Origin of the sequence: Dickeya sp. MK7 (assembly GCF_000406305.1) — a bacterium.
Taxonomy (GTDB): Bacteria; Pseudomonadota; Gammaproteobacteria; order Enterobacterales; family Enterobacteriaceae; genus Dickeya; species Dickeya fangzhongdai.
In genome coordinates this window covers 2,633,680-2,640,311 of sequence record NZ_CM001984.1, presented here as the reverse complement: position 1 = coordinate 2,640,311, position 6,632 = coordinate 2,633,680, and the positions used below count along the sequence as shown (strand labels likewise).

At 56.1% G+C, this 6,632-nt stretch carries 8 protein-coding genes; 7 read left to right on the top strand and 1 reads right to left on the bottom strand.

Annotated elements, in window-relative coordinates; all coding sequences use genetic code 11:
- A partial coding sequence (locus DXXMK7_RS21370) for a DUF6862 domain-containing protein (RefSeq protein ID WP_371205656.1) occupies positions 1–904 on the top strand: 904 nt, incomplete at its 5' end.
- Positions 901–1,176: a hypothetical protein gene (locus DXXMK7_RS11465; protein WP_038919197.1), complete on the top strand. Its 276-nt coding sequence runs from the start codon at positions 901–903 to the stop codon at positions 1,174–1,176. The genes DXXMK7_RS21370 and DXXMK7_RS11465, both read left to right, overlap by 4 nt.
- 253 nt (positions 1,177–1,429) lie before the next feature.
- Here the strand turns inward: DXXMK7_RS11465 and DXXMK7_RS21365 are convergent, their stop codons facing one another.
- Positions 1,430–1,675: a SymE family type I addiction module toxin gene (locus tag DXXMK7_RS21365; RefSeq protein ID WP_049842451.1), complete on the bottom strand. Its 246-nt coding sequence runs from the start codon at positions 1,673–1,675 to the stop codon at positions 1,430–1,432.
- A gap of 210 nt (positions 1,676–1,885) precedes the next feature.
- Between DXXMK7_RS21365 and DXXMK7_RS11460 the strand changes: the two genes are divergently transcribed.
- The 5 genes from DXXMK7_RS11460 (at position 1,886) to pepT (ending at position 6,623) form a co-directional block, all read left to right on the top strand.
- On the top strand, positions 1,886–2,125 hold the full coding sequence (locus DXXMK7_RS11460; RefSeq protein WP_016941525.1) for a FeoA family protein: 240 nt from the start codon (positions 1,886–1,888) through the stop codon (positions 2,123–2,125).
- 130 nt (positions 2,126–2,255) lie between these two features.
- Positions 2,256–2,483 (top strand): FeoA family protein, encoded by a 228-nt coding sequence (locus tag DXXMK7_RS11455; RefSeq protein ID WP_012769649.1) that lies wholly within the window; start codon positions 2,256–2,258, stop codon positions 2,481–2,483.
- 22 nt (positions 2,484–2,505) lie between these two features.
- Positions 2,506–4,827 carry a Fe(2+) transporter permease subunit FeoB gene (gene feoB, locus DXXMK7_RS11450; protein ID WP_038919196.1) on the top strand — a complete coding sequence of 774 codons (2,322 nt, stop codon included), beginning with the start codon at positions 2,506–2,508 and terminating at the stop codon, positions 4,825–4,827.
- 38 nt (positions 4,828–4,865) lie between these two features.
- Positions 4,866–5,087: a FeoC-like transcriptional regulator gene (locus tag DXXMK7_RS11445; RefSeq protein ID WP_033112326.1), complete on the top strand. Its 222-nt coding sequence runs from the start codon at positions 4,866–4,868 to the stop codon at positions 5,085–5,087.
- Between the two features lie 267 nt (positions 5,088–5,354).
- Positions 5,355–6,623, top strand: a complete 1,269-nt coding sequence (gene pepT, locus DXXMK7_RS11440; RefSeq protein ID WP_038919194.1) for a peptidase T — start codon at positions 5,355–5,357, stop codon at positions 6,621–6,623.
- Positions 6,624–6,632 lie beyond the last annotated feature (9 nt).

Genomic DNA, 6,632 nt, shown 5'->3' with positions numbered 1-6,632 from the left:
GGTGGAGAATAACTATCTGAGTGCGAAAGAAGCGGAAAAGAAAACTGCACTGGAGCGTAAGGAAAAAGACGGGACACTGACAGCGGACGAAGCCAAGGAACTGGCCGATACCCGTCAACTGGATAAAGATCGTGACCAGGCCATCCGTGATATCTGTACGCAGGGCAACAAGTCAGGCGGGGCGTGCTCGGCACTGGTGGCTCAGGCGCAGCAGGCGCTGAACAGTTACGGTGAAAGTGCAGCGAGTTACCGATTGATCTTTAAAGACCTGTACCCGCAGGATGCGGCCAATGCGAGCGCGATACTGAAAGGGCTGGATGAAGGGAGCATCACCCGCGACGCGGCCATCACTGCCATCGCCAAAGCGACCGGAAAAGGCTGGGATGACGTGGCGTCGCAGTATGATTCTGTCATGACGGCTCATGCTATTACGGTGGCACTGGCTGGTGTGTATGGGATGAAACCGACTGTTCCAGATAGTAAGGGAATAACACCTGCTTTAGAGTCTGGAGAATATTCAGCAATCAAACCCGGTCCACTTAAACCATCAATGGCGGAAACATTCTCAGGTGGACGCTATCAGGAAAAAATCTTCACTGAAGATACGATCTTGTATCGTGCTGGGGTAAGTGATACTCCCTTTGGGCAATATTTTAGTTTCGAGAAGCCGACAAGTGTGATTCAAACGCGAATTGATAAAGCGGTACTTCCTGTATGGCCTACTGGGGATAAGTCGCCTATAGATACCACATTCGGAATTAAAATCCCTGCCGGAACTAAATACTATGTCGGTGAAGTTGGTTCCCAAAGTGGATTTTATGTTGGGGGAACTCAGCAGGTTGTGATACCAACACCGTGGAAGTTACCCGGAGTTGAGGTGATCTCTAAAGAGCCTTTGAAATGATAAAATCTGTTGAAATTAAAGAAGTATTGAATGAAATGGCGTTTTTATTGGCCGACTGTAATATGAGTGACTGGTCACATATATTACTGCGACTGTGTAACTACATTGATGATGATCCGCAAGATGCGATTTATAGAATTCTTAATTTGTACGGTGGCATGGGATCTTTGAATGATCTTGTGTTGTGTAAAGATGGACAAATGCTACAGGCTGAGAATGATATCTTTGATGAATTAAGAACTCGTTTATATGAGTTGTCTGTGTCTCATTAGCAACAAAAATCCCAGCCCCTAAAACAGGCCGGGATTTTTTTATCTGCTTATCAGACCCTGAGTTCCACCTTAACTATCAGTCGCTCTTGAACTTGAGCGGCGGGGTTGCCCGAAAAAGCCTAACCACCCGGACAGGAAATGTTTTGTGGCCACCGCCAGTGGGCCGTGCCCCCAAAACCACCCGGTCAGGGCCATGCCCCGACACCCCAGCCATAAAACAAAAAACCCCGGTATGACCGGGGGGTGGTGTTGGTTACTCGGCAAACGTCAGCCCGCCGGGGTAATGCTTGATCCAGTTGGCCGCCGCGTCCGGGTCAAAGGGTTCGATGCTCAGCCCTTCGAGACAGTGCCACAGCTCGCGGGTGTTCTGCACGGTGATCACCATGCAGCCGGGCATGACACGTATTTCTAACGGCATCCCGTCGGTAAATCCGGCCTCGGTAAGCCACGCCCCTTGCCTTGAGCGCGAGTTATGTCGTCGGTGTGTTCTCCATTCCATCAGGGGAACCGATGGCATAGTTTTCCTCGCTGCTGCTTAACGCATAAACTCCGTACCTTCCCGCCATTCCCCCAATCTTCACGTCCCTTGACGCACGTCAAGGGACGACCCGCAGACAGGAATATGATTGATAATCGTTATTACTTGCTTTGATGCATTGCCGCCAGTGGGTTGGCGGAATGCCGCGTACTGTCAGTGAAGGAATGTCGTATGGCCCTGAGTCTTCAAACGCTGCTTGATCTCCCTCTTAACGTGAATGCCGTGGTGGCGCGTATCCGTTCAACGGGCGAATACCAGCAACGGCTGACCGAGCTTGGCATCCGCGTCGGCGGGCAGGTGCGCGTGATTCAGCGCGACGCCAATCAGCCTCTGATGTTGGCCGCCGGCGATAGCCGGGTGGCGATCAACTGGGAGATGGGCAAGCAGGTGTGGGTGTCGCCACAGCAATAATCAGCCTGACAATCGGTCTATAACCGCAGGTTTTAGAATAACGGTGTTTATAACAACCGTTTTTACAACAACAGGTTTACGACAACGGTCGTTCTTCTGACGCAACAATGGGTATGAGGTCAACACAGCGATGACACTGGAAGCATTGGCGGTGGGCACACAGTGGCGTGTGCTGGGGTTTCAGAAGGGCTCGGCGGATTACCGCAAGCGTCTGCTGGCGCTGGGCGTTACGCCGGGGGTGGAGTTTTCGGTGTCGCGTGTGGCGCCGTTGGGCGACCCGATTGAGCTGCGTCTGCGCGGCGCGGCGATCAGCGTGCGCAAAGGCGAAGCGCAGATTTTGATTCTGGAAAAATGTTAATCCGGGCAGGTAAGGATTTTTTATGAGTACGCAATCCGTAATTTGCGTGGTGGGTAACCCGAACTGTGGCAAAACGACGTTATTCAACGTCCTGACCGGCGGTAAGCAAACTGTCGGCAACTGGCCGGGCGTGACGGTGGAAAAGAAGGTCGGGAGCTACCGTTATCAGCAACAGCAGGTGACGCTGGTGGATCTGCCTGGGGTTTACTCGCTGAACCCGTCTTCCGAGAGTTCGGAAGATGAGCGGGTGGCACGCGATTACATCCTGTCCGGTGAAGCCAACCTGGTGCTGAATATCGTCGATGCTTCCAATCTGGAGCGTAACCTGTATCTCACCGCGCAGTTGCTGGATATGCAGGTGCCGATGGTGGTGGCCGTCAACATGATGGATATCGCCATCGCCCGCAAACTGGACATTGATATCGCCGGTTTGCAGCAGCGATTGGGATGTCCGGTCATCCCAATTACCGCCAGCCAGAAGAAAGGCATCGAGATGCTGCGCGAGGTGTGTCAGGCGGCGCTGGCGCAACCGGTCATTCCACCGGTGTCGATTCCTTACGACGCGCCGCTGAGCCAGGCTGCGCAGGCGATTGCGGTACAGCTGCAGGGGCAGAGTGCCATTCGCAATCCGCATTGGCTGGCGATTCAGTTGCTGGAAGGCGATGTTACCGTGCGTCACCGGGTGCCTGCTGACGCGCTGGCGTTTGCCGATGCGCAGGTGACCCGGCTGGTGGCGGAATATGAAGATGAGCTGGATATCTTTCTGGCGGACGCGCGTTATCAGTTTGTGGGAGCGGTGGCTCGTGAGGTGATCACCCGGCGCGGCGAAGTCTCCGCCACCCTGACCGACAAGATCGACCGCATTGTGCTGCATCGTTTTTTCGGTATTCCGATCTTCCTGCTGGTGATGTACCTGATGTTTGTGTTCACCATCAATGTCGGCAGCGCGTTTATCGACTTCTTCGATAAGCTGTTCGGCACATTGCTGGTGGAGGGGTTCGGCGAACTGCTGCTGGCGCTGCACACCCCTGAATGGCTGAAAACCTTGCTGGCGGATGGCGTGGGCGGCGGTATTCAGACCGTGTCCACCTTTATTCCGGTGATCGGTTGTCTGTATCTGTTCCTGTCCTGGCTGGAAGACTCCGGTTACATGGCGCGGGCGGCGTTCGTGATGGACCGGTTCATGCGCAGCATCGGTTTGCCGGGTAAGGCGTTTGTGCCGTTGATCGTCGGTTTTGGCTGTAACGTGCCCGCGGTGATGGCGACCCGTACTATGGAACGTCACAGCGATCGCGTGGTCACGGTGATGATGGCGCCGTTTATGTCTTGCGGCGCGCGGCTGCCGGTATACGTGTTGTTTGCCTCGGCGCTATTTGTCGAAGGCGGGCAGAATCTGGTGTTCGGGTTGTATCTGGTAGGGATTGCCGCCGCCATTGCCACCGGTTTTCTGCTGAAAAACACTGCGCTGAAAGGCGATGCTTCCGCCTTCGTCATGGAGATTCCTCCTTACCATCTGCCCAGTCTGCGCAGCGTGTTGATCCGTACCTGGGAGCGCCTGAAAGGGTTCCTGTTGCGCGCCGGCCGGCTAATTGTGGTAGTGGTGACGGTGTTGGGTTTCCTTAACTCGATGGGGACGGACGGTTCGTTCGGCAACCAGAATACCCAGAAGTCGGTGCTGTCGGCAGTGGGACAAGCCATCGTGCCGGTGTTCAAACCGATGGGGATCCGGGAAGAGAACTGGCCGGCGGCGGTGGGTGTCTTCACCGGGATCTTCGCCAAAGAGGCGGTCGTCGGTACGCTGGATTCGCTGTATGGCGCCATGGCGGCCTCGCAGAGCGGCGGCGCGAAGGAGGAAAAAACCTTCAGCCTGATCGATGGTATTCACGGCGCGCTGGCGACCATTCCGGAAAACCTGGGCAAGCTGGGCGACGCGCTGCTTAACCCGATGGGGATCAACGTCGGGGATTTGACCGATACCGATACCATCGCCAAAGACAACAAGTTTTCCGTCACCTCGCTGACCGTGATTAGTCAGCTGTTTGACGGCCGGTTGGGCGCATTCAGCTACTTGCTGATGGTGCTGCTGTACATCCCGTGCGTGGCGGCGGTGTCGGCTATTTGGCGTGAAGTGGGAACCGCCTGGACGCTATTCTGCGCCGGGTGGACCATTCAGGTCGGGTATAGTACCGCGGTGGTGGTGTATCAGATCGGACGTTTTGCCCAGCATCCGCTGTATTCGTCATGCGCGCTGGTAGGTGTGGCGGCGATGCTGTGCGTCACGGTGATGATGCTGCGCCGTAATGGCTTGCAACGCCAGCGAATAGCGGTGGGTGAAGCGAAGTAACCAGTCGGGTGGGCCTGCCGCCCGCCGGGGAGAACATAATGACGCTACTGGAATTGCGGGATTTTGTCCGCGAAAGAAAAAAGGTGTCGCTGCAGGACATCAGCACCGCTTTTAAGGCGGATCCCGGCGTAGTGGAAGGGATGCTGGCGGTGTGGGTGCAGAAAGGCAAAATTCGCTTTCACAGCGGCGAAGCCGCGCCAAAATGCGGCAGTTGCTGCGGCTGCGATAAAAGTCTGGGCCAGTATTACGAGTGGTTGTAACCTACGCATGCCGGCGGGCGTCAAACCGCCGGCCCATACTCCTGCCTTGTGGCGACACGTGGTCGCCAGTCTCTATGTGTTAATGGTTTGTTGTTTAATTGCTGAGCCTCATGGCGCGGCCGGTATGCCGGTGTGTTCGCTGCCCCGCGGCGCTGGCGGCCTGAGCGGTGGCGCCGGGGGGAAAACCAATAAAAACTGACCTGACGCAATATCTGACGCTGACACCCTCTACATAATGAAACACGTAATCCATCGGAGGGGGTGGTGATGGAAAAATTACTTGATCGTTTTTTGAATTATGTTGCGTTTGACACCCAGTCCAAACCGGGTGTACGGCAGGTGCCGAGTACCGAAGGGCAATTAAAACTGGCGCAGGCGCTGCAACAGGAATTGACCGAACTGGGATTTGAGCAGGTATCCGTCAGCAAGCACGGCTGCGTGATGGCGACGTTGCCGTCCAATGTGGCCTGGTCGGTGCCGGCGGTGGGGTTTATCGCTCATATGGATACCTCGCCGGATTTCAGCGGCAAGCACGTTAATCCGCAGATTGTGGAGAATTACCGCGGCGGTGATATCGCGTTGGGCGTGGGTGACGAGGTGCTGTCGCCGGTGATGTTCCCGGTGTTGCACCATCTGCTGGGGCAGACGCTGATTACGACCGACGGCAAAACGCTGTTGGGCGCCGATGACAAGGCGGGGATCGCGGAGATCATTACCGCGCTGGTGCGGCTGAAAAAGCGGCAGATCCCACATGGCGATATTCGCGTCGCCTTTACGCCGGATGAGGAAGTGGGCAAGGGCGCGCAGCATTTTGATGTCGAGGCGTTCCGGGCCGAGTGGGCTTATACGGTGGACGGCGGCGGCGTGGGCGAGCTGGAGTATGAAAACTTCAATGCCGCGTCGGCAGTGGTGAAGATTGTCGGCAACAATGTGCATCCTGGCTGGGCTAAAGGGGTGATGGTTAATGCGCTGTCGCTGGCGACGCGTTTCCACCAACTGGTGCCGGCTGATGAGACCCCGGAACAGACCGAAGGCTATCAGGGGTTCTACCACCTGCACAGCGCGAAAGGGACCGTGGAGCGGGCCGAGCTGCATTACAGCATCCGGGATTTTGAGCGCGACGGTTTTGAGCGGCGCAAGAAAACCCTGCTGGATATTGCTGAAACGGTGGGTAAAGGGTTGCACCCGGATTGTTATATCGAGGTCACGATTACCGACAGCTACTACAACATGCGCGAGCAGGTAGAGCAGTACCCGCATATTATCGCGCTGGCGCAGCAGGCGATGCGCGATTGCGACATTACGCCGCTGATGCAGCCGATTCGCGGCGGCACCGATGGCGCGCAGCTTTCCTTCCGGGGGCTGCCGTGCCCTAATCTGTTCACCGGTGGCTACAATGCCCACGGTAAGCACGAGTTTGTCACGCTGGAAGGGATGGAAAGCGCGGTGGCGGTGATTATGCGTATCGCCGAACTGACCGCGCTGCGTGCCAAAACCCGGCAGAGCAGCAGTGAGAGCATGTCGGTTAAAGCCTGATAATGGTTT